Below are 20,695 nucleotides of genomic sequence, written 5' to 3' on the forward strand. Positions count from 1 at the left end.
AAGCCCCACGCGCGTAGCGCCTCCGGCAGCGGCCGGGGCCGGCGCGCCGGCCTACGGCCGGCCGGGCTCTCGTCGCGGCCTCCCGCCGCTCCCCGAGCCGGCTTCGCCGTCTCGGCCTTCGGGTGACGATCCCTCGCGAAGGGCCGGAGGGAAAGGGCGGCCAGAGCGAGGCGGGGGCGCTGGAGAGAAAGGAAAGTCACGATGGCGATGATATTCATAGGTGGATCGCGCGAGATATTCGAGCTGCCGGAACCTGCCATCGCTCGGATCGGCGCAATCGTCGCTGCCGAGCACGGCGTGCTGATTGGCGACGAGTCTGGAGCCGATGCCGAGGCGCAGGGCCTGCTCGCGGGCTACGGCTACGAGCATGTCGGGGTCTTCCATACCGGCAAGGAACCCCGCAACAATCTGGGCGACTGGGCCGCCTACCATGTTCCTTCTCCTGAGGGCGCCGAAGGATACTGGTTCCACGCCGCCAAAGACCGGGAGATGGCGCGGCGCGCCGACTTTGGCATGATGGTCTGGGATGGCGGATCACCTGGCACGGCCGTCAACGTGCTTCGGCTCGCCATCGCGAACAAGCCGTGCGTCATTTACGATCTGGCAAGGGGCAGCGTGGCGACGACGTACAATTTGCAAGACTGGTGCGCCATACTCCGCCATGCCGGTATGGACATTCGCCGCCAGGCCGAAGCCCGCATGATGCCGGACGAGCGTCTGGCGTTGCCGGGATGATGTACGCGCGGTCCCGCCGACAGCCCGGCGGTCCGATCCGATAGGCTTGATCCGGCCCCGCGCCGCCTACTCCACTTTTATGAACGGCCGGAGCCGACCCCTTTCGAAACCGGCCCGCGCAGAGCCGCGGGGCGTTGTGCAGGATGATCATCTTGACGCTTCTCGCCTCTGAGGCGGGGGCAAGCGTGCCGAACATCCTGGCGTGCCGGGTCATCCAACCTGGCTGCGAGGCTCGTCCCCGAGGGGCGTGAACTTCGCTGCCAGTCGGCTCCGATCTCGAAACCGCTGTGCCGCCATACCGAACACGCCAGGCGGTCACGCGCCGGGCTGCTGTTCGATGTGTTGGCGATGCCGACGACATGACCCGAGAGGCTGCTGCATGTTCCTGCGATCCGGCAGCGTTGCGTCGGCGGTCTAGCGATGGCGGCCTGAGTTCTTTTCCTTCGGTCGCATCCGGGGCCATTCCCGTTTCATGTCGCCTTTGTAGACGACCGCCTGCTTTGTGCGGTCAACCCCCGTTGGGGTACACTCGGCGAATATTCAGGAAAATTCGATTTCTGTTTTTTGTCTGCAGACAGGCGAAGGGCCTGTCCGCTATTTTTCGGCAAATAGAATTTTCCAGAATTTTCGCCGAGATGACCGCAGCAGGACGGCCCTCTCCTTTGGCGCCATCGGGAATGGTCCCGATGCAACCGAAGGAGAACTACCATGGCCACCACGATCGCAAACCTCACCACCAAGTCCGACGGCTCGATGGAAGGCGTCTTTGCCACGCTCCGGGTCAACGCCCCGATCACCCTCATCCCGAACACCAACAAGTCGCGCGAGGACGCGCCCGACTACCGGATCGTCAACAAGCGCACAGGCTTCGAGATCGGAGCCGGCTGGCACCGCATCTCCCAGCGTTCGGGCGAGGAGTACCTCTCGGTCAAGCTGGAAGCCCCCGAGATCGGCGTGATCTTCGGCAATCTTGCACCCGCCCCGGGCGGCGAGGAGAACAAGAAGGTCATCCTCTGGAACAACCCCCAGTGAGGCATCGGTGGCCGGCCCCGCAAGGGGTCGGCTCGCCACCGGCAAAAGGAGGTTGCAATGAGCCGCTACACCATCACCGTCACTGGCACCGCCACCAGACAGGGCCGCTCGGATCCAGACGCTGTCATCGGTTACGACCCGCCGCTTCGGACCTATTTCCTGCAGGCGTTCCCCCACGACGTGACCGACGACCCGGCGCTCTGGCTCGGCACCCACGATCACGCGTTCGAGACGCTGCAAGATCTTCACGACGCAGCCGTCGCTCACGGCTATGGCTTCATGCCACTGCCGGCGGTTGTCGCGGCGAAACTCATCAAAGACAAGGTGGCTGTTGCTAGCCCGGGCGCCCCGCGAAGGAGATCTGGCTGAATTCCTGAAACGCCTCAATGAGCCCGGCTAGGCGAACGCGCCCAAAAGGCCGGCGACGGACCGCGCCGTCGCCGGCCTTTTCTTATGCAAAGCGTGGCTGAAGACCAATGCCTATCGGCCGGTGCGGACGGTCGACAGGCAGACGGGCGGGAGCGCTTAACCGCGATTTCCGCGATCGCGGAATTGCGAGAACGCCCGTCGACAGACCCAACATGGCGGCAAGCTGTTCGCGGGCGAGCCCGCGCATCTCGCCGCTTTTGGGCGTTTGCTTGCTGAGCTTCTTTTCCATTTCAACGAAAGACACAACCCGTTGAAGCCAGGCCTGCGGAACATCGGCTTTCAAAACCTCGTTCATCCGTTTCGACGGACCCTGATTGACGGCGGCTGTGGTGCTTTTTGGTTCTCGCCATGACCTTTTGCTACCCCTGGTGCAGCAATTCGCCGCTGTCGATCATGCGCAGGTTCATGTCGGCGGGGGTCTTGATGAGCAGTTGGGCATTGAGAACATGCAGGTCACGCGGCTCGGTGCAGGCCAGCCAGGCGCGAAGCTTGTAAAGACCGGGGTGAAGATCGGCGCCAAAGATGAAGGAGACGGTTTTTTGCTCTCTGGCCGGCATCGGAATTTCACCATGCTGGGAGCCGATCGAGCGATCTTCGAGCCACAGCGAGGCTATGCAGCCGGCATTGACAAAAACGTTGGATCCGGTGGTGGCGCGGTATTCGACGGCGAGTTGCGTGCGGCCGGGTTCTGCGACCTTCAGCCAGCCCTGGAGTTCGACTGAGGTGAGGCCGGTGTAGAGCACACCTTTGCGTGACAGTTCATTGAGGGGAATGGCGCCGCCGATATAGACAAAGCTGCCGACGCTGTCGGCAGGGATCTCTGGAAGATCGTCTTTTTTGGCCGGCGCAACCCGGGCGATGGCGAGCGCGCCCCGCTGGTAACCTTGGCTGGCACCGGCTTCGGAGGAAGCCTGCTTCTTCGCGCCATCGTTTCCGGTGGCGGGCAGGCTGCCGTTGCTCTTTGCCGACGCACCGTCCTGTCCGGGGATGCCGAGATGCTCGATAATTCGATCGAGTTTTTGCTCGATGCGGTCCAATTGCTGCTGGTTTGCCTGCTGGTCTTGCGCCAAGGCAAAGCCGGAGCCCTCAACGAAACTCAACGCTGCGATTGCAATGCCGAGCGCCAGCCTGCCCACGCTTTTCCTTTGCATCATGGGGATGATCCTTCTTTCGGTACGGTTCCAAAATCGTCGTGCGGCGCGGGCGCCACCTTTATTCCTTGCAGCGGCCGGCCAGGAGCGACAGCAGGCGTATGGTCTTGAGCCGGCTCCGAGGTTGATCCAGGCGCGGGCGGTTCGGTCCGCGACCCTGCGGCTGTAGATGCATTGCCCTGTTCGAATTTTTCCGAAGTTGACGTCGGCGTGCCGGCGTTCTTTCCAGCGCCGGCAACGGGGCCGTCGCGATTGCCGGCGACATCCCGAACAATACTAATAGCCAGAAAGATCAAAGCCAGAACGGCGGCGATCGTGGCATAGCGGAACAGCGGATCGCGCCGGAACAGGGCGGGAACAAGTTGGAGCCAGCGCACCAGCGTGGCTCGCACAGATGAGAGGAGGGTTTGAGCCGTCATGTAGTTGATCCCTGCCGCTCGTGTGATGCTATCGCCGCCGCAATGTCACCTGGCTCGATGGTCATGATGGCGTCGCGGCCAGCACTGCCGATGCCGTGGGTAGCAAGACGCATGGCTTGCGCCTCGCGCGTGCTTTCCCAAAGCGTGCGGATTGCGCGGGCATTGCCGAAATCGTCTCCACGCTCCGGTTGGATGCGGACGCAGGCAAGGTTAGCCGAGTTCTCGGCCGCGGCGTCGAGCACAAAACCTTCACGGTTGGCGAGGTTGCGAAAAATCCCCGCCAGCTCTTCAGCCGAATAGTCCTCGAACATTATTGTCCTGGTGAAGCGGGAGCGCAGGCCGGGATTTGCTTCGAGGAAGCGGCGCATTTCACCGGTATAGCCGGCGGCGATGACACACAATCGATCCCGATGATCCTCCATCAGCTTCAGCAGCGTGTCGATCGCCTCGCGGCCAAAATCGTTATTTTGGCCCTCGGGGGCCAATGCATATGCTTCGTCAACGAACAGCACGCCGTCGAGCGACGCCTCGACCGCCTCCCGTGTCTTGATTGCGGTCTGTCCGATATAGCCGGCGACAAGCTGGCTGCGGTCGACCTCGACGACATGGCCGGATCTGAGCAGGCCGAGTGCGAAAAGAATCTCGCCCATAAGACGCGCCGCCGTTGTTTTTCCGGTCCCTGGATTGCCGAGGAAGATCAGGTGCAGGCTTGGGGGTGCGGCGTTGATGCCGTAGCGCCGACGTTCCTGCTCGGCCTGCAGCACCGCGACCAGCTTCTTGACCTCATCCTTGACGGAGCGCCACCCGGTCATGGCGTCGAGTTCGGCCAGCACGTCATCGAGCGGCCGATGTCTTGCTGCACGGATCGGCAGAGCCGGTTTCCGTTCAACGCCTGCTTGCGCGTCCCATTCACCCTTCGAGAATTTCGGCGATACCGGCACGCCATGCTTTGCAGCATGCGCCAGCCGCCAGCCCATGACGATAACCGCGACGATAAGAATGACGCCGGAATAGGTTTCCAGCAGGGCGAGCACGACGATCAGGACGGCAAGGCCAGGGATAATCGGGGCCAGAATGCGCTGCATCTCTTGCCGCCTCAACCCGACGCGGCTTGGGGCGCGAAACGGTTCCGCTCGACCTTGGCGACCATTTCCGGCCTGCGGAAATAAATCGCTCTGCCGCAGCGCAACGGCTTTCGGCCCTGGACGAAGACGAACTGCTCGTCGGCTCTGGCATCGGCAAGAATTTCGGAGACGGTCGCCAACCGTCTGCCACGCTCGGAGCGCTGTTCCGAGGCGCCGGTCGAGGCGGTGCCGATCTCGAGCGGCTTTGCGCTTTTTCCCCGGTTTTTTGTCTCGGAGTTCAGCACGACGCCATGTTCGCCCAGCGCTTCGGAGACAGCGCGGGCCTGTTCGAGCGAGCCGATCGCGGCGTAGGATCGCCAGGAAGCGCTTTCGAACCAGGCGCTCTTGCCGCCATCGCCCCATTGTTCGCGCAGCTGGCCTTCGGACTGATAGAGCATGACCAGCGTAATGCCGTATTTGCGGCCGGCATCGCGGGCGCGGGCCAGTGAGGTCATGTAACCGAGGCGGGCGACCTCATCGAGTAGGAAGACGATACGCCCGCCCGGCAAGACGCCGTCGGCCTCATAGACGGCATTGAGCAGGGATCCGACAACGACACGGGCGAGCGCCGGCGTCGATTCCAGCACCTTCATCGGGATGTTGATAAAGAGGTCGAGCTTGCCGGCGATCAGATCAGCAGTGCGAAAACTGTTACCCGACACCAGTTTTGCGTAGGCGGGATTGGCGAGCCATTCGGTTTGCTCGCTCATGTTGCCGTAGACGCCGGAGAACGTCTCGGCGACCAGCCCCATCAACTGGCCTGCGAGATGGCGGGCGCGATGCGAGGAGGAGTGTTCAAAAATGCGTGCTAGCTCGTTCCGCATTTTTGCCTCCGGCAAGGCGAGCCGTTGCGCCAGAGTGACGAGATTGCGTTTGTCGTCGGACAGATTTTTGTCGAAGACGATGTCGGAAAGCAGGGTCTCGACGATGGCCTTGCCACGGCCCTCGAAGAAGGCCTTGCCCGAGGCGCCGTGCGGCGCATCACGGGTGGCGGTGTGTTTCTCGCCGCAGATCCAGTCGACGACCGAGCGGATGTCGCCATCGATGAGCGGCGAACTTTTTGTCAGCCAGTCGAGCGCGTTGAAGGCTCCGCTGCCCGTCATCGGATCAATTGAGATGACACGCCGGCCCATCGCCGTGCGTGCGCCCGTCAGCATCGGCGCCAGCTCGGAGGAGGGATCGAGGGTGACAATTGAGGCGCGCCAGGTGAGCAGCGTCGGCACGCAGACGGAGACGGTTTTGTAGGCGCCCGAACCGGCGAAGACGAGGCCGTGGGTGCCGCCCCAGGAGAGATCAAAGGTGAGTAAAGGCGACTTGCCACCCTTGCCCCATGTTTTTGGATCGCGCGGATCAAACTTTTGTCCGCGCCGGGCCGGCGCATCCTGATCGACGCGGTAGGCTTCGCCGATGACGACGCCGCCGCGCGGATTGGTTGTCGACTTGGCCGAACCACCGAACAGGTTTTGTGACTCGCGAATGTCCATCCAGTCCGCGTGGCCAAAGATGTCAGAGGAGGCACGCTCAACCGGCTTGACGCTTTGGGCGTGCAGCGATTTTCCCATCAGCATCCTGACGCCGGCCGTGGTCGCGAGAAAGCCGACAACCCCGGCATAAAAGATGGCCATGTCGGCTGCGTTCAAAATGGCGGACCAGGCATAGTCTGATCGGTAGCCGAGCAGTCGTGTCGCTTCCGGCCAGACGGTGAAAACCGTTGCCGCGGCCATGCCCAACACGCCGGCGATGGCAGTGAGGGGCAGCACCATGCCGGATCGACGCAGCAGCAGAGCCGCCGCCATTGTGATGGCCGGCCCGAGCAGCGCGATCGATGGCCATGCCGCGTAACCAAGTCTGTAAATCACCGATGCCGGCGAGAGACCCGTGCGATACCAGTCGAGCAAGGCGCCGCCCCACAGAGCATGCGCGTAGCGCCAGGCCGGGTACCAGATGACGAGCGGCAGGATGGCGAAGGTTGCCTTGAACAGTGTCTTGACGAGATCATAGGACAGCCGCCCGAACATTTTTTTGGCTCCTCGGCGTCGGCGCTATGAGCGTTCAGACTTCCTGCCGCGATCCGGCTCCCGATTGGACGGCGCGGTGGAATGAACGCGGTGTAGGGTGCCGTTCTGCTCGGCGGCCAGTGCTGCGACGGCGTCGTGTTCCGCCAGTCCTTCCCAGTGCTGCATGACTTTGTTCCAGCGCAGGCCGGCGCCGCGCAGGCGGGTCGCGAATGGGGTCGGCAGCGGAGCGGGGAAGGTGAGGGTCAACGGTTCGTTTGTTGCGCCATTGCCGATTGTTTCTCCAGCGAGCGCGGTTTTGCCAGCCTTGATCCACTCGGTAATGTTTGCGCTGTTGCCCGCGTCATTGGCAAGCGACAACAAGCCACCATAAAGGGCCGCTTCCTCTAGGTCCAATAATCCGGCCCGTTCGAGGAGGGTTCCGGCTTCAACGAGGCGGCGGGTGCGCTGCTTGCGTTCGTCCGCCTTGAGTTTTGCTTCCTGCTCGGCGAGTTTCGCCCGCTGCTGTTCCAAGCGGCTCATGCGTTCGGCAAGCGAGGTGCGGGCCATGACGAGAATCTCCGTCTTTTCTCCGTCCGCCAAGCCCAAGGGGACTTTGCCAGCCGTGGCGCGTCTCTTCAACCCCCTTTTGTATATGCCGGCGGATGCAACCAGGACCTTCGGCGTGTTCCGCCGCTATGGATTCTGCCATATCGCCAATTGATTGTCGATGCGCGGTCGGTGGATTATTGCAGACGCAATATGCATTCTTCGAATGCTTGCTTGCGGCGGCGCGCTGATGATGGCATTCTGCGGCAATGGCCATCGCTTTCGCACGTGCCCGATACATCTCACGCTCCGACGGCGGCAGCGCGGTGCGCTCGGCCGCCTATAACGGCCGCGAGGCAATCAAGGCGCAGCGCACCGGCGAGGTGTTCTACTTCAAGCACCGCGAGGCGCCGGAGCATCATGAGGTGCTGTTGCCGGAAGGCGCGCCGTCAGAGCTGGCGTCGAGCGATGCGCTATGGAACGCGGCCGAGGCCATGGAAAAGCGCAAGGACGCGCAACTGGCGCGGGAACTCGTCTTGGCGTTGCCGGCCAATCAAGAGCTTGATCACGACGACCGGGTGGAGCTGGCGCGGTCGTTTGCGCAGGAACATTTTGTCTCGAAGGGGCTGGCGGTGCAGCTTGACGTCCATGCGCCGCATGGGGCGGAGAGCGAGGGCGAGCGGGCCAATTATCATGCGCATTTGTTGATCACGACGCGGCGGCTGGGCGAGGACGGGTTTGCGGCGAAGAAGGCGCGCGATCTCGATCCGGTGATCAAGCGGGGCGGGGGACGGGCGATCGTGGCGGAGGGCGAAGCGTGGGGCGCGCTGTGGCGCGATCATCAGAACCGCTATTTTGCCGAACAGGGGCTTTCGATCCGGGTGGATGCGACGAGCGCGGTGCCACAGGAACACATCGGACCGATCCGCATGCGCACGCCGGGCGCCGAGGTCAATGTGCGGGCCGAGCATATCAGGCGGGCGAACGAAGAAGCGGCGCGCGATCCTGAACATGTGCTCACAGTGCTCACGCGCAACCAGGCGAGTTTTTCCGAGTACGATCTCGACCGGCATCTGAAAAAGCACATTCGCGATGAGGGCGAACGGGCGGAGGTTAAGGGCAAAGTGCTCGGGCGTGACGATGTGCTCGCGCTGCATGACCGGGAGACAGGCGAGAGTGCAGGACGCTGGACAACGCGGGCGGTGCGCGACCAGGAGGTTTTGGCGCTTGCCGATGCACGGCGCGTGGCCGGAGGGTCCCGTCGCGATGTCGGGGCAAGGGCGCGCGAGCGGCTCGTGTCCGTGCAGGAATTGCGGCCGGATCAGTTGTCTGCGTTCGATCATGCGACGGGGTCCGGGGGGCTAAAAATAATTGAGGGGCGTGCCGGGACGGGAAAGAGTTTTGCGCTTGGTTCGATCCGCGATGCGCATGAAGCGGCCGGCTATCGCGTGATAGGCCTCGCGCCGACCAACGCGGTGGCGCAGACGATGAAGGAGGACGGGTTTGCTCGATCATCGACCGTTCATGCCGAACTGTTCCGATTGAAGAACGGCCGCGCGCAGTGGGACCATCGTACGCTGGTTGTTGTCGACGAGGCAGCGATGATGGACGCCAAGGTGACCGGCGAGGTGTTGCGGGAAGCGCGGCTTTCGGGCGCCAAGGTTGTGCTGGCCGGCGACGACCGGCAGCTCGGCTCGATCGAGCGCGGCGGGCTGTTCACAGAGCTGAAGAAGGAGCACGGATCGTCCGAGATCACCCAGGTCACGCGTCAGAAGGTCGACTGGCAGAGAGAGGCGGCGCGCGATCTTTCGGACGGTCGCTTCGAAGACGCGCTGCGAGCCTTCGCGCGAAACAAGGCGGTGGTGTGGACGTCGAAGCAGGATGAATTGCGAGAAAAACTGGTCGAGCGGTGGGCCAGGGATGCTGCTTCGAATCCGTCGGCATCGCGGTTCGTGTTCGCCTACACCAACAAGGATGTCGATGCGCTGAACAAGGATCTGCGCGCGGTGCGTCGCGAGCGTGGTGAGCTCGGTGAGGATTCTGTGTTTACGACCAAGCACGGCGAGGCCGCATTCGCTGTCGGCGACCGGGTGCAGTTCACGGATACGCTGAAGGGCGCCGGCATCTACAACGGCAATGCCGGCGTGATCACCAGCATTGACCGGAACTTTTGCCGCATCAGTGTCTCGCTCGATGCAGCTGCGGGCCGGGAGGGCAGGAAGGTCGAATGGTATGCTTCGGAGTTCAATGGCTTCCGGCACGGTTATGCCGGCACGATCTACAAGGGCCAGGGCAAGACGCTTGACCACACCTATCTCATGCACACGCATCACTGGCGCGCCGCCTCGAGCTATGTCGCGCTGACTAGGCAGCGTGAGAGCGCGACGATCTTCGTAGCGACGCAGACCGCCCGGGATTTGCGGCAGCTCGCCCGGCAGATCGGTCGCAACGAGATCAAGTCGGCGTCAGTGGCTTATGCAACACGCGACGAGCTCAGCGCGGAACAACGGGCGAAGCTGGACGAGGGACGGGCGGCGGAGAATGCCCGGCCAGCGTCGCATGTTGGGCAAGCTCAGGATGGCAGGGAACAAGAGGAGCAGCCGATGGCTTCAGTTGTCGAAGAGGCACGCGTGGACATGCGTCAGGCAGATCCGCGCACACCGGAGATGCAGTCCGGCGCCATTGCCAAGGACGCGGAGAGCCAGCGTCGGCCCGAGCGTCGAGGCGGGACGCCTGAGCCCGTCGTGGCGCAGAAGTCAAAAGAGGCAGGAGGCAGCGATCGTCCCGGGCCAGCCGATGATCGGGTCGTGGCAAGCAGAACCGAAGATCGGCAGGCTGTTCCAGATGGCAGAAATGAAGAGCGGTCGCGCAGCACCGCAGCCGACCGGCCAGCGGACGCCAGGGTACTGATAGTTGCATTCCAGGATGTGGCTGCTGGTGGCGTGCGCCGCGACAGCCTTGGGCGATCGATCGACGAAAAAAGCATTGCCGCTGCTGTCAGTCGCGATGCGGATGTACAGCGCGAGCGCGAGGCTCGCTCAATCTATCTGGAGGCCGCCTACCGTGATCCGAAATCGGCGGCGCAGCGTCTCGATGAGATCATTGCTCGAGACGGTCCGACAAGTGCTGCACAACGGATATCGGCGGACACCAGCTTGGTCGGCGAGCTGCGGGGCAGGGAAGGGTTCTTCGCCGGTGCCAGGGCGCGGGAAGAGCGGACCGCCGCTGAACAGGCTACCGCCGCGATTGGCCCGAACATTGTCCGGACCGCCGAGTTCGAGAACCGAGCCGAACGATCCTATCGCACTCAGGTCGAAAAGCAGCTCAAGGCTGACGCGGTTGAGGTGAGAGATGTTTCGGATCGGGCGAAAGCTGCCCTGCAAAAAATTGCAATGGCCAAGGATGATCGCGAGCGGGCCGAAGCCTTCAAGGCGGTGTCAGCCGATCAGGAGGTCAGACGGGAGATCGCCACCTTCAAGAAATCGATTGAAGTCCGTTTCGGTGAAGACGGCGCACGCGAAATCGCTCGTGCGACAGCCTCGGGCAAATCGTTTGAACATCCATCCGTGCGGAAATCCGATCAGGTCAGGTTGGGTGAGGCCGCGGCTCTCTATTCCGCAGCCCGATCGGGTGAAGTCGCGTCCAGACAAGAGGCCGAAACTGAACGTCTTGCAGCGCGCGAATCTCAGTCGACACGGCTGAAGCAGTAGGGAAGCGCCGTGGGGCCGGCTGCGTTATCCCGTCGGCGTCGCAGGCCGCGGCGAATGACTACTCTTTAAGCAAGGTGGTCGTTCATTGTCACAAATGGGCCCGGTACAGTTCAGAGCTGCAGATCAGCATTCGGGGAGTTGCCAAAGATGCTCTTGTACTCTCGGCCGAACTGAGAGGGCTGAGGTCGCGCCATGCACCTTCAGGAGCCGGGCGACCTCGGCCGGCTTGAAATCGTCGTTGACGAGCTGTCGCGCATGCGCGACCTGGTTGGGGGAGGGACCGAACCACATCCCGCGCGCCCTGGCCGCGATCCGGCGCGGAGCCATCAAATAGCTCAAACTTCGCTAAAGTCGTGGCGAAACCCGCGAACCTCCCAAAGCTCTGACAGGGTCGGGGTTTCTTTCAAAAAACGAAGAACCTTCCGAGCCGCGATCAAATTGAAGGGGAACATTCCAATAGATGAGTGCCCACAATTCAGCCGCACGACCTCAGGTGGAAGATTGCACTTCGCCAGCAACTCAATGAGACGCTCAGAGCCTCCTGGGCGCGCAACCGTATCGTCCTTACCGAGCAAGAACATCAAATCCAGACGAGGACGTGTAAGGCCGAAAAGATGCTTCTCTAAATCGATGAGACCCCAAGCGGTTCTTAGCCCTTCCAGTGACATGGACGATTCAATACGACCACGTAAGGCCGTCATGGTCTCCGCAGTCCAGACGAGATCAGCAGGGCTTCCCGGCGATACCATGAGAACCGCCTTATCAACCTTCTGCTCTTGGGCAGCAACGAGACCCGCAACAGTGCCACCCAAACACATCCCTACAACCGAGATTTTCTGATACCCCTGACTATAAAGCCAACGAACAATCTTACGACCATCTAGGACAGCCTGTCTCATCGACTGGATGGTGCGCCCTAAATTCGGGTTGAAAAGTTTTTCCTCCGAATAGTCATTCGAAGCTCGCCCAAAATGATACGGAAGTGTAGCTTCAATAACCGTTATGCCCTTTCTAGCGAAGTATTTGGAAAATCCCGGATACCGGCTCCGAGCATACCAATGATGAAACACAACAAGCGCATGTTGTTTAAATCCACTGTCGGTAACAACGCATTCGAACGTATTGTTCGCCTGATCTTCAGTTGAAATATCAGATTGGAAGATAACACTATCCGCTTCTTCCCTTAACGGAACAGCTGGAAATATCGGCGCGAAAAACATCTCGCCCTTGGAAATTTCATTGAAGACCAATGCGTCAGAGCCATAGCGAGAAAACGGAATCGCCTTATCATGAATACGCCTCTGGCGTTCTAATGATCTCAGGATGTGCTTACGATCATAACGGTGCGCTAGATAACGAAACATATTTCTCTCCTTTTTCTTTGCAGGTTGAAAACCTTTCATCATTAAACCAATGCCGAAATCCCGCCGTACTTCATTCAACCGACAAAGGCGCGGCTGGACATCCCTCCAAACTATTTAGCGCCCGATAAAGGGTTGCTCGATGCACCTTCAGGAGCCGTGCAACCTCAGTCACTGGCTTGTCCTGGGCGATGAGGTGACGGGCGTGCGTGATCTGGTCGGCCGATAGGGCAGGGGAGGGACCGAACCGCACTCCACGTGCCCTGGCCGCGATCCGGCCGGCGCTGGTGCGCTCCACGATCAAGGATCGCTCGAAATCCGCAACGCCGGCGAACATGGTCAACACCATGCGGCCCGCCGGCATCGTCGTGTCGGCCCATGGCTCGGCCAAAGATCGCAAGCCGGCCTCGGCCTCCCTGATCCGCTCTGCAATGTCGAGAAGGTCGCGCGTCGATCGGGCGAGGCGGTCTAGCCTGGTGACCGTCACCACGTCGCCGGGTTGCAAATGGTCGAGGAGCTTCACCAACTCGGGCCGATCGCGCCTTGCCCCGGAAACCTTTTCCTCAAAGAGGCGAATGCAGCCGGCCGCGCCAAGCGCTGCGCGCTGCTGGTCGAGGTCCTGGCCCTGGCCCTGGGTGGAGACCCGGGCATAGCCAATCATCATCGTGGCGGGTTTCCTGTCGCAAGTTATGTCGCAAGGGCAATTACCACTTGCGACAAAGACATGCGACACAAAAACCCCCTGATTTTCAGGGGACGGCCGATCTGTCGCAGGTTTTAGGAATTATGCGAGGTAGCAACGATCTGCCTAGGAAGCTGCGCGAAATGGTTGGAACCAAGACGTCCACCCCCCTTGTGCACATCTATAATTTGGGCAACGACCAAATTATAGATGGGCATCACTGCTAGCCCTTGTCCCCGATCCCAACGCGAAATAAGCATCCGCCCCGAACGGACCACCAGACGGTGCAATCCACCATAGATAGCCACTCTTTGATCCATGAGACTGGAACAACCTGCTTTTCGAGCCACTGGCCACCATTGAGGAACAACAAGCCGAAGCGCGCGAGATCGCAAGCAGACAGGCGAAATGTATGTGCCCGATGGTCTGACGATGAAACTTGGCGTGGATCCTCGGCCATTTTTTCGGCCTCGATGCTCGGCCGCTGCGCCTGGCGCTCGGCCCGAGTTTGCTCGTGCGTCGACTCCCTGTCCGGACGTAGCTCGATCTCGCTCCGGACGCCCATTTGCTCCGCAATCCCGCGCCGCTCAGAAGCGTTCAGAGTCTTCCGTCCAGTTTTATCGGGCGGTGAGGTGATGGTTAGTAATATCGATCCGTCGTATCGAGACTTAGAGTAAGAGTGACTGCCAGAACACTTGATCTAGTTCCTCTAGGTGATTGCTCGAAGACTCGAAACGCGAGCTATTCATACTTTGAATAGTGAGAAATATTATTTATAACTGGTGAAAGTCGCGTAATCTATCTTATGGAACTTCGATTTCGTTAAACTGAAGCACTACACAAATCTGAACGACGTGCCGTGATGTGGTGCGTGATGGCCCGCGGCCGGGCGCAATCCCGAAGCTGTACGCGAAAATCTCGTGGCGCCAACGATGCTGTCTATGGAATCGGGTCAAATCACCAGTACATACATCGGCTATTTGGGGTTCGCCTCAAGCTTTTCATCCCCAGAAGAATTGCCTCCCAGGTGCGGCTCGATAACCGAAGCTTGGCGATCCTATTCCACATCCGAGATACCTCCTCAGAACATGATCGATAATAGTGTTGCAGGCGCGCCACCGCAATTGCTTACCGCGATCACCTCCGAGAGCGCTCCGAGGATTGCTCATCCCGACGACGTACGTGGCGAGGATCGACCCGCCTGCGCCAATTCGGACGAGCGTGTATCCGGCGCAATCCTGAACCGATCGTGAGCTGAAGCTGCTGGAGGGAGCCCTTCCAACTCGTCACTGACCCCAGACCGATCCTGGCAGCGCGTTGAGCGGGAGGCCATTTTCCTCGACCTGAGGCAGCTCTCCTCCGCGAATATTGACCTGGAGGGCATGCAACATGAGCCTTGGCATCGGCAATGCTCTGTCTCGGGCCTCTCGAAGCCTGATGAACGCACTCCGAGATTGACCGGCGACGTGCTGGTTTGTCTCTTTCTGCTCCGCCACCGAACTCTCCCACAGAGCCTGGCGCCCTCCCTGCCCTTAGTCGTGACCGGTAAAGAGACGGGTCTCGCCGGGTAAGCTCAAAATGTCCTGGATGGACTGCCACAGATCAGCTGCGCTGCCGCCTGGAAAATCGGCGCGGGCGGAGCCGTTATCGGGCATGAAAAGCGTGTCGTGAATGAACGCCGCATCGCCGATGACATACGTGATCGACGCCAACGTGTGCCCTGGCGAGTGCATGACGCGGGCTTCTAGCTCGCCAATCTTGAACCTATCGTCGTCGCAAAACAGCCGATCCCACTGCGAGCCGTCATACGGGAGATCCGAGAAGTTATAGATCTTTTGCCAAATCCACTGCACTTCCTTCACGTGCTCGCCGATCGCTATAGGCACGCCGGTTTTTGCCTTGAGATAACCCGCGGCCGAAAAGTGATCGGCATGCGGATGGGTGTCCAGGATCCACTCGAGCTTCAAATTGTGGCTGTTGATGTAGTCGAGGATCGCGTCCGCATTTGTCGTTGCTGTCGAGCCAGACTTTTCGTCGAAATCGAGTACGCGGTCGATGATGGCGCATCTTCGCGAACTCGGGCATGCAACGACATATTGGATGCTGCCCGTCCGTGCATCGTAGAAGCCGAGGACTTCAGGCTGCTGCATGGGCGATGCCCTCGACTGCGGCTCGCGGGAAAAAGATCGCCCGGCCAGGATCGAGGTCGTAGTCACGCTCGAAGTCCGTTGCGTCGGACGCAATCTGCGCCACGGCATCGAGTATGAACTGCACCTTCTCGTCCGGCAACAGAACGCTGAAATTCAGCCGGGTGAAGCCCGGCTTTTTCATTTCGTCGCCGGAGAGAATGGCTTGCCTGATTTCCTCGGACTGTTCGTCGTCGATCGACAGCAGTCTGTGAACATACGGGCCGGCGCAGGCGCAGCCACCGCGCGCCTGGATCCCGAACCGGTCGCTTAGCATGCGCGTGATCAACTGCTGGTGGACGTAGCCGTCCTTTCCGTTTTTGACCCGGAAAGAAAAGATCGGAAGCCGCTCAGGATCCGATAGACCGAGGAGCTCCAGCCGCGGCAGGGCTTTCCATGCGCGAAAGGCACGACGCGCCAGCTCGCGATTGCGCGCTGTCATCGCGTCGAGTCCGATCGCATCTTTGACGATGAAGGCCAGCGCGGCTCGTATGTCGCCGATCACGTTCGGCGTGCCGGCTTCCTCGCGGGATTCCAGGCTGTCGCTGTAATCGTGTGTCTTCGGGGAGACAAACTTCACCGTCCCGCCACCTGGCCACGACGGCGTTTTCGTCGAAGGTCCGTCGCGTCGAACGATCAAGATGCCGGAGGCGCCGGGACCCCCGAGGAACTTGTGGGGCGAAACAACTATTGCGTCGATCTCGGCATCTGGGGCGGGCGACATGGAAATCGGCAGGTAAGGACCTGCGCCCGCATAGTCCCAGATCATCTTTGCGCCGGCGGCCTTCACGATCACGGTGATGGCCGCGACATCGCTGGTGATGCCCGTGACGTTCGAGGCCGCGGACATCGAGCATATCGTCAGCTCTGACGACCCCCCACCAACCGCGTCCTTGAGCTGAGACAGGTCCGGCCCGCCAGACGGATCCTCGGCGATTTCCACGATTTCTGCTCCGCTCTCGCGCCAGGGCAGAATGTTGGAGTGATGCTCATAGGGACCGATAATGATCCGAGCGCGCTTGCCCGCTGCCACGGCTTCAGCGACGCCGAATAGCTTGACGAGGCGGTTGAGCCCCGACGTAGCGCCGGAGCCGGTGAAGATCACAGCATGCCGTTCGGTGGCCCCGCAGAATTGACCGATCAGGGTGCGCGCTTCCCGACGCATGCGGGTCATGAAGCCTCCGCAATACGAGGCTTCCGTGTGGCTGTTGGCGTAGTACGGCAGGACCTCCTCAAGCACAAAGCGCTCGATCTGACGGAGTGCGCGGCCTGACGCGACATAGTCGGCGTACACCAGGTCTTTTTGCCCGTAGGGACCCACGATTTTAGCCGTCGATCCCACAAGCCCGTCCCGGAGGTTGGCGATCACGTCGGCGTTTCTCAGACCCTGGCGGAACTTCGACAGAGGGGTCTCGGTCTGCCTCGTCGTTGGGCGAGCTGCTTGCACGGTCATTCTCCCCGGCTCGGATATTGACTTAGATTGTAACCTGCTCCACGCTCGAAAAATTCACCTATTTCCTGCAATTTTTTGCTGGTGACGTGTCAAATGATCGAAGATCAAAGGAAAATTGATGCATTTGATATGAAGATTTTGACGGCCATGCAGATCGATGCAAGCCTTTCGCAGCGGGATTTGGCGGAGAGGGTCGGCTTGTCCCAGAATGCGTGCTGGCGGCGGATCCAGCGCCTGCAGTCGCTAGGTCTTATCCGCGGGTCGCACAGCAATATCGATCTGCGAGCGCTGGGGCTCGACCTGACGGTTTTCGTAATGGTTCGCACCCGCCACCATTCCAAGGAGTGGAGTGAGGCGTTCCGTGCCCATGTCGAACGGTTGCCGGAGGTGATCGATTTCTATCGGATCGGAGGGGACTGGGACTACCTGATCAAGGTCGTGACACAAGGCATGTCCGGCTACGATGCATTCTACCAGAAGCTGATCACGAACTTCGACCTGGCTACGGTGACAGGCTTCTTTTCCATGGAAGCGATCATCAACAATCGTCCAGTGGATCTGACCAATCTGCGATAATGCGGCGCCTGCTGTTGGACACTTCGCCTTCATCGTCACCAAGCCGTCGACCGTGGCACCCACCAGGGTGAGGTGTCGATTACATGAGCCCGCAGGTCTGGCTGCGAGTTCGCCCAATCAGCTGTTTGCAGGCCTCAACTGAGCCTTGAGTTCCTCCGCCTTTGCTGCGCGGGTCCTGACGACGCTTCGCTCAGGTCCGTACCCTAAGGGCTTGCTCCAGCCTGTCGGCAATCTGGGTGACGATATAGGCAATCACCATGTAGATCACGACGGCAATCACGAAGGCTTCGAGGTAGTAGTAGTTCAGCGCGGCGGTCAGCTGGGACTGGGCGAAGATATCGACAACCTCGATGGCGAATCCGAGAGAAAGCGCCTTCATGATGACCATCATCGAGGTTGTCAGGTCGGGAATTGCCGTGAGGGCCACCTGGGGAAATAGGATACGTCGGAACAGTTGGCCGCCCGTATAGCCCAGCGAATGGGCTGCGTCCGACTGACCGGTATCGAAGGCGTTGAGGGCTCCTTTGATGATCTCCGCTTGGAACGCCGCAACACAACCGGTGACTGCAATGACAAGGATTACCCAATTGGGCGTTTCGTGGGCGTTGAAGTTGATCCCGAGCAACGAGAGCAGGAACTGGAGTGCCGGGGGCAGACCGAAATAGGCGAGGAAAATCACGATCACCATCGGAACGCCCTTGAAGACGACCTTATAGGCCATGATGAGCTCTCGCAGCACGGGGATCCGCCTATATTCGACGAGCGCAAAAAGGCTGCCGACGATCGTGGACAGGATGAAAATCGTGAAAGCCATGCCGAGCGTCACGGGTACGGCGCCCAGAATTTCCTGCGAGTCCTGGAGCAGAATTTCGGTATCAAACATGGTCGGATTACCCTTTCGTCACACGCTCGCGACGGCCGCGTTCTTGATCTGAGCTGTTGTCGTCGCCTCTGGCGCTTGCATTGGTGAGCGGAGCTCGAAGAAGCGCACGACGAGCCACGCGACAAGGCACATCAGCGAATAGATGACCGCCAGCACCAGGTAGGTTTCGAACTGGTACTGGTTATAGTCGCGCTCCATGATCAAGTGCGCGGTCGCCATTACGTCCGCAGCCCCGATGTACATGACCAGCGCAACGTTATGGATCAGGTAGATGATGGAGTTTCCATAGCCCGGCAATGCGAAGTGCACCGCTTGCGGGCCGACTACGCGGGTGATCTTCTGTCGGAAGGTATATCCCAGACTGTCGGCCGCATCATGCTGGCCGCGATCGACGGCCAGGTATGCAGGTCGCATGACTTCCGACAGATACCCTCCATGATAGAGGCTCAGCCCCACCATCGCAGCGATCGTTGCAGAAATAAAATCCTCGGCGCCGAACAGGATCACCAACAAGGGCAGCCCGTAGAACGCGACGAACAACTGCAGGACGACGGGAACACTCCGGGCATAGGACACGTAGAGGTCAGTCAGATGACTGATCACCGGTATCCTCCGAACCCGGAGTGTTGTCGCGACGAGAGCCAAGCAAAAGCCCACGACCATAGCGGTAAAGGTGATGGCGAGCGTTAGCGGCAACGCCGAGAGCAGCTCGGGAATCATAGCAGAAACATCCACTTTGAAACGCTCCTTCTTTCAATTCAGCCTTACCGCTGGCTATCGCTACATCTTTGGGGAAATGTCCTGTTACTTCATGTATTTGACGATGTCCTCGCCGAACCATTTCTGCGAGAGTTTTTCGATCGTGCCATCGTCTTTTAATTCCTTGAGAACCTTGTTCACGTCGTCGGCTAAAACCTTGTTTTCGTCCGACCTGTGAATCAGCATGTAGGTGTTGTTGCTGAAGACCGGATCGGACGCCACAATATCGAGCTTCTTTTCCTCGATGACGGTCTGCTCACCGAGATTCGAAGGCAGAACAAGCGCGTCGAATTTGCCGTTCTGAACTTCGTCCAGTCGGTTCGGATAGGGAATACCGGCGCTAGATGCCGTTACATCAAGCTTGTATTGTGGATTTTCTTTTTGCCAGTTCATAATGAACTTGTATGTTCCACCGCCGGCCGTGGTCGGAACGATCCTCTTGCCGACCAGGTCCTTCATTTCCTTTATGCCGCTGCCTTTTTTGCTATAGATCTTCATCAGGCTGGCGCCCATGGGGTTTTCCGGAATGAAGAACTGCTTGGCGCGCTCAGGCGACTTGTAGTAGCCACCGACCGCGATGTCGTATTTGCCCGTGGCCAGGCCGGTTTCCTGCGCGATATCCGAAACACCTTCCATTTCAAACTTGTACTGCGGGAGCTTTGCGTTGATCGCTCTCAGAAGATCGGGCTCATAGCCTTGCGGCTCGACGCCGATCGCGCCCCATGCCAGCGGCTTGGATTCGGCAGACGTCGCGATCTTGATCGTGCGAACGGTCTGACCATAGCTGATCCCTGCGGTTGCAAGGGCAATTGCGATGCCGCCGGCAACAGCCAGGGCAGCGCGACGGGAGAAACTGGATGTGATTGCAGACATTTCTTTGGTTCCCTTCTTGTTGAGCTATTGAAAAGCGAGTTCTGACTGCAGGAATTGAGCAAGTCGTGGGCTGGATGGCGCATCGAAGATCTCAGTTGGACTGCCATCGGCGGCAATCACGCCACGATCCATGAAGACGATCCGGTTCGAGATGTTCTTTGCGAATTGCATCTCGTGGGTCACAAGCAGCGAAGTGATCCCTGACGACGTGACATCCTTGATCACCTTCAGAACTTCACCGACGAGTTCAGGATCCAGCGATGACGTGGGCTCATCGAAGAGCATCACGTCGGGACGAACCGCCAGCGCACGCGCGATGCCGGTGCGTTGGAGCTGGCCGCCCGACAGCTGGGACGGATAGCTGTCCCGCTTCGCTGAGAGGCCGACCCGGTCAAGCTCTCGCAGCGCGATTTCACGCGCCTCGTCCGCGGACTTGCGCTGCACGACGACAAGCGGATCCATCACGTTCTGGAGGACTGTCATGTTCTTGAAGACATTGAATTGCTGAAAGACCATCGCTGTTCGAAGCCGGATCGCCTGGACAGCGGTCTTGTCGGCGCGCTGGTAGTCCATCCGAATCTGGTCGAACGCGATGGTTCCGGACGACGGCTTGGCCAGGTAGTTGATGCATTTCAGCAGCGTGGTCTTGCCGGTGCCGCTGGGGCCGATGATCGACACCACGTCACCCCGCTTTACCGAGAGATTGACGCCGTTCAGGACCTGCGTGCTTCCGTAGGACAGCCTTATATCTTTGAGTTCAAGCATTTCTGGTTAGCCCT

General features: G+C 60.1%; 18 protein-coding genes and 1 pseudogene. 5 read left to right on the forward strand and 14 right to left on the reverse strand.

Annotation, left to right across the window (positions count from 1 at the left end; genetic code table 11):
* The first annotated feature begins 201 nt into the window (after nucleotides 1-201).
* The 3 genes from NKI39_RS22770 (at nucleotide 202) to NKI39_RS22780 (ending at nucleotide 2,136) form a co-directional block, all read left to right on the forward strand.
* Nucleotides 202-735, forward strand: a complete 534-nt coding sequence (locus NKI39_RS22770) for a hypothetical protein (RefSeq protein WP_352834548.1) — start codon at nucleotides 202-204, stop codon at nucleotides 733-735.
* A 708-nt stretch (nucleotides 736-1,443) separates the two neighbouring features.
* A complete protein-coding gene (locus NKI39_RS22775; protein WP_006339490.1) occupies nucleotides 1,444-1,767 on the forward strand; it encodes a DUF736 domain-containing protein in 324 nt (107 codons plus the stop codon).
* Between the two features lie 57 nt (nucleotides 1,768-1,824).
* Nucleotides 1,825-2,136 (forward strand): hypothetical protein, encoded by a 312-nt coding sequence (locus tag NKI39_RS22780; protein WP_352834551.1) that lies wholly within the window; start codon nucleotides 1,825-1,827, stop codon nucleotides 2,134-2,136.
* A gap of 82 nt (nucleotides 2,137-2,218) precedes the next feature.
* On the opposite strand, the gene NKI39_RS22785 is transcribed toward NKI39_RS22780, so the two are convergent.
* From NKI39_RS22785 to NKI39_RS22810, 6 genes are all read right to left on the reverse strand, one after another.
* A complete protein-coding gene (locus NKI39_RS22785) occupies nucleotides 2,219-2,491 on the reverse strand; it encodes a hypothetical protein (RefSeq protein ID WP_352834554.1) in 273 nt (90 codons plus the stop codon).
* Between the two features lie 64 nt (nucleotides 2,492-2,555).
* Complete coding sequence (locus NKI39_RS22790) at nucleotides 2,556-3,332, reverse strand: hypothetical protein (protein ID WP_352834556.1); 777 nt, start codon at nucleotides 3,330-3,332, stop codon at nucleotides 2,556-2,558.
* Nucleotides 3,333-3,346: 14 nt separating this feature from the next.
* Nucleotides 3,347-3,766, reverse strand: a complete 420-nt coding sequence (locus tag NKI39_RS22795) for a hypothetical protein (RefSeq protein ID WP_352834559.1) — start codon at nucleotides 3,764-3,766, stop codon at nucleotides 3,347-3,349.
* Nucleotides 3,763-4,851 carry an AAA family ATPase gene (locus NKI39_RS22800; protein WP_352834562.1) on the reverse strand — a complete coding sequence of 363 codons (1,089 nt, stop codon included), beginning with the start codon at nucleotides 4,849-4,851 and terminating at the stop codon, nucleotides 3,763-3,765. Before NKI39_RS22800 ends, NKI39_RS22795 begins: the two co-directional genes overlap by 4 nt.
* Before the next feature lie 11 nt (nucleotides 4,852-4,862).
* Nucleotides 4,863-6,908 (reverse strand): type IV secretory system conjugative DNA transfer family protein, encoded by a 2,046-nt coding sequence (locus NKI39_RS22805; RefSeq protein WP_352834565.1) that lies wholly within the window; start codon nucleotides 6,906-6,908, stop codon nucleotides 4,863-4,865.
* A gap of 24 nt (nucleotides 6,909-6,932) precedes the next feature.
* Entirely contained in the window at nucleotides 6,933-7,454 is a 522-nt protein-coding gene (locus tag NKI39_RS22810; RefSeq protein WP_352834567.1) for a conjugal transfer protein TraD, read from the reverse strand.
* Between the two features lie 248 nt (nucleotides 7,455-7,702).
* Here NKI39_RS22810 and NKI39_RS22815 point away from each other — a divergent pair, with 248 nt between their 5' ends.
* Nucleotides 7,703-11,143: an AAA family ATPase gene (locus tag NKI39_RS22815; protein ID WP_352834569.1), complete on the forward strand. Its 3,441-nt coding sequence runs from the start codon at nucleotides 7,703-7,705 to the stop codon at nucleotides 11,141-11,143.
* A gap of 335 nt (nucleotides 11,144-11,478) precedes the next feature.
* Here NKI39_RS22815 and NKI39_RS22820 read toward each other — a convergent pair whose 3' ends face one another.
* The 4 genes and pseudogenes from NKI39_RS22820 to NKI39_RS22835 form a co-directional block, all read right to left on the reverse strand.
* Nucleotides 11,479-12,507: an alpha/beta hydrolase family protein gene (locus NKI39_RS22820; protein ID WP_352834572.1), complete on the reverse strand. Its 1,029-nt coding sequence runs from the start codon at nucleotides 12,505-12,507 to the stop codon at nucleotides 11,479-11,481.
* Nucleotides 12,508-12,577: 70 nt separating this feature from the next.
* On the reverse strand, nucleotides 12,578-13,168 hold the full coding sequence (locus NKI39_RS22825) for a recombinase family protein (protein ID WP_352834574.1): 591 nt from the start codon (nucleotides 13,166-13,168) through the stop codon (nucleotides 12,578-12,580).
* Nucleotides 13,169-14,472: 1,304 nt separating this feature from the next.
* Nucleotides 14,473-15,336, reverse strand: a pseudogene (locus NKI39_RS22830) (MBL fold metallo-hydrolase).
* Nucleotides 15,323-16,825: an aminotransferase class V-fold PLP-dependent enzyme gene (locus NKI39_RS22835; protein ID WP_352834576.1), complete on the reverse strand. Its 1,503-nt coding sequence runs from the start codon at nucleotides 16,823-16,825 to the stop codon at nucleotides 15,323-15,325. Before NKI39_RS22835 ends, NKI39_RS22830 begins: the two are co-directional and overlap by 14 nt.
* Nucleotides 16,826-16,918: 93 nt before the next feature.
* Here NKI39_RS22835 and NKI39_RS22840 point away from each other — a divergent pair, with 93 nt between their 5' ends.
* A complete protein-coding gene (locus tag NKI39_RS22840; RefSeq protein ID WP_352577910.1) occupies nucleotides 16,919-17,401 on the forward strand; it encodes an Lrp/AsnC family transcriptional regulator in 483 nt (160 codons plus the stop codon).
* A 190-nt stretch (nucleotides 17,402-17,591) separates the two neighbouring features.
* Here NKI39_RS22840 and NKI39_RS22845 read toward each other — a convergent pair whose 3' ends face one another.
* The 4 genes from NKI39_RS22845 to NKI39_RS22860 form a co-directional block, all read right to left on the reverse strand.
* On the reverse strand, nucleotides 17,592-18,284 hold the full coding sequence (locus NKI39_RS22845) for an amino acid ABC transporter permease (protein ID WP_352834580.1): 693 nt from the start codon (nucleotides 18,282-18,284) through the stop codon (nucleotides 17,592-17,594).
* Between the two features lie 18 nt (nucleotides 18,285-18,302).
* The gene (locus NKI39_RS22850; protein WP_352464096.1) at nucleotides 18,303-19,019 is read right to left on the reverse strand and encodes an amino acid ABC transporter permease; all 717 of its coding nucleotides are present in this window, start codon (nucleotides 19,017-19,019) and stop codon (nucleotides 18,303-18,305) included.
* Nucleotides 19,020-19,088: 69 nt separating this feature from the next.
* Nucleotides 19,089-19,916: a transporter substrate-binding domain-containing protein gene (locus NKI39_RS22855; RefSeq protein ID WP_352464098.1), complete on the reverse strand. Its 828-nt coding sequence runs from the start codon at nucleotides 19,914-19,916 to the stop codon at nucleotides 19,089-19,091.
* A gap of 24 nt (nucleotides 19,917-19,940) precedes the next feature.
* Nucleotides 19,941-20,681, reverse strand: a complete 741-nt coding sequence (locus tag NKI39_RS22860; protein WP_352464100.1) for an amino acid ABC transporter ATP-binding protein — start codon at nucleotides 20,679-20,681, stop codon at nucleotides 19,941-19,943.
* Nucleotides 20,682-20,695 lie beyond the last annotated feature (14 nt).

The sequence above is a fragment of the Mesorhizobium sp. M0664 genome (genome assembly GCF_040320565.1).
Classification (GTDB): Bacteria; Pseudomonadota; Alphaproteobacteria; order Rhizobiales; family Rhizobiaceae; genus Mesorhizobium.